This window comes from Deltaproteobacteria bacterium (genome assembly GCA_026712905.1).
GTDB lineage: Bacteria > Desulfobacterota > Binatia > UBA9968 > JAJDTQ01 > JAJDTQ01.
The window spans coordinates 1-2,235 of the sequence record JAPOPM010000036.1 but is presented as its reverse complement, the minus strand read 5'-3'; the positions used below and the strand labels follow the sequence as shown (position 1 = coordinate 2,235).

Genomic DNA, 2,235 nt, shown 5'->3' with positions numbered 1-2,235 from the left:
CGGAACGCGAATCAGTAGATGCGTCTCTGTCTGATCGTAACGGCAACGGAAGACCGAAACAGGACGAACGGAGGCGTCGGTGTCCCCGTTACGGGGCGCTACCACATGTAGTGGATAACCCAACAGGAGGTGCCGTGTGTTTTGTCTCGCCAAACGCGATCGCACGCCGTCCGGAATTCGCGAGAGTGGAACGACCAACGTGCGACCCCGCTCCGCCTTCGGCCACCAGGGCTTGTCCGGCTCTAGCAGCACGAAATTCTCCCCGTACTGGTTTGCGAAGGCTTGAGGCTGGCCGCTGTCGCCGTGTCGTAACGCATCCTGATAGTAAGGCAGGAGTTGTTGCAAGAGGTCTATGTTGGCGTCGATGCGCCCGCCTTGCATGTCCGGCCCCACCACGGCCACCTCACCAGCGGTGGCTTGGCAAGGGACTGCAACCAGGTATTCGTCTGGTCTGCCAGAGACGGTATATTCCGCAGTTTTGTTCCCTTGCCGGCGGACATGCCAGCGTCGCGCCGCACCGAACTGGACCAGTTGGCGCTCGTTCATGTGTGCCAGAGCCCGTACGACTTCGTCCTTGCTGATCGTCGCTCCCGCCTCAGCCAACTGGGTACGAATGCGTTCGACGGTCAGACCGCGCGGTGCGGTTTCGAGGACCCTGAAGATGGTGTCCTGAAACAGGGAGTCGGGTGCCGTCATTCCGGGCTATCCTTCCGTTCCGGTGATTCTCTGATGATCGTCGGTTCCGCATACAAGCACCTTGGATCACAGTAACGTCAATTAACAAAGAAAGTCGGAAGTAACAAAATCTTGACGATCCGCAATATGGTTGCGAGCAATCGAAGCCAGTCAGTGCCAGGAACTTGAACCGCGCCACTCGTCGTGAAGACTCAGGGAGCTAGATGGGTCGTCCTGAAGACTGTGCCACAGAAAACCGCCATTGGCGCAATGGCTGCTCAACCGCAATCGGGCCAGAATGAGGACCGACGTCGAAAATGAGGGAAGGTGGAGGTGCTTCTCGCAAGGAGCACGTGCGCACATTTGCCCGAATACACGCTGCGAGCACGGAGAGTGTGCTCAAGAAGAAGTCTGAGTGGGAGGCGCCGACTGGATGGTGTAAGCGTAGCCCGGTGATCGCCGCGTGGACAGTCCCAGTCCGGGGATGAAAGGGCCGGGGGCGGTCCCCCATTGCGCTTCATCTGACTGCTTGAACCCGGAGCTTTAACCCGTCGCGCTTTTGAAGCAAACCGATGATCTCGAAAAGGTCGCGGGCTCGGGGTTTGCCTCCATGGCCCAACATACGCATCAGGCTCTTGGGGGACCTGTCGGTAAGGCCGCCGAGCGATTGAAAGCCGATGGTTGCGTTGATGTAGTCGCGCAAGACGGCCTTGCCGGTGTCCACGTCGCCGGCGAGAAGGCATTCGATCCCCTCAGTGAGGAGGGCCTCCCGGAAGGCTGGGTCCCGTTCAACGCGCTCTTGGATGGTTTCCTTGAAATCTCGTGTCAGGACCATCTAATCCTCCCGCGTCTTGCGCTTCCTGTACTCTCGCCATAACCTTCGGGCGGTTTCGATATCCCTCTCTTGCCGGCGTTTCGTTCCGCCTCCACACGAACGCCAAGCTTTCGCCATAACCTCACGGTTGGCGAGTTCTAGCCCGTCCATTTCCGCGAGCACTGCGACTTCTTGCTGTCGGGCGTCGGTGGACAGGACTTTGCGTAACGCGGCATCGACGGTCTCTTCGACGGAAGATGTACCGAGCAGACGGCGCGCCTCCTGGAACAGATTCTCATCAATGTCGATGGTGATCTGAGGCATGCAGTCGATATTGTATCAGTCGGACAATAAATAATCGATCAGTGGTCCGGGCGTGTCCCTCGGATTGCGCTTCCCAAATCCGACCTACGGGTTACCCGAAAATACGGCTGTGGAGTGGCACCCTGAGCCCCGAAGGGCGCAGGGTCCTGTGTTCCTAGCCGCTAGGATTCGTGCAGCGCCGCGTACACCTTCTCCGCCGTGAGCGGCAGGTCGTACACCCGCGCGCCGGTGGCGTCGGCCACGGCGTTGGCGATGGCGGCGGCGGTGGGGACGTTGGGGAGTTCGCCGATGGCCTTGCCCTGGAAGGGGACGGGTCCTTCGCCCTGCTCGACGAACACGGTGTCGAGACGGGGGATGTCCTTGGCGCAAGGGAGCTTGAAGTCACCGAGGTTCAGGGTGGTGATCTTGCCGTCGGACATGGG

The 2,235-nt window shown here is 59.9% G+C and carries 4 protein-coding genes; all 4 read right to left on the bottom strand.

What is annotated here, in order from left to right; all coding sequences use genetic code 11:
- A partial coding sequence (locus OXF11_02640; protein ID MCY4485996.1) for a hypothetical protein occupies window positions 1-696 on the bottom strand: 696 nt, incomplete at its 3' end.
- Window positions 697-1,192: 496 nt separating this feature from the next.
- The gene (locus tag OXF11_02635; GenBank protein ID MCY4485995.1) at window positions 1,193-1,510 is read right to left on the bottom strand and encodes a transcriptional regulator; all 318 of its coding nucleotides are present in this window, start codon (window positions 1,508-1,510) and stop codon (window positions 1,193-1,195) included.
- On the bottom strand, window positions 1,511-1,813 hold the full coding sequence (locus OXF11_02630; protein MCY4485994.1) for a type II toxin-antitoxin system VapB family antitoxin: 303 nt from the start codon (window positions 1,811-1,813) through the stop codon (window positions 1,511-1,513). It abuts the gene before it with no gap.
- A 161-nt stretch (window positions 1,814-1,974) separates the two neighbouring features.
- A partial coding sequence (locus OXF11_02625) for a hypothetical protein (GenBank protein MCY4485993.1) occupies window positions 1,975-2,235 on the bottom strand: 261 nt, incomplete at its 5' end.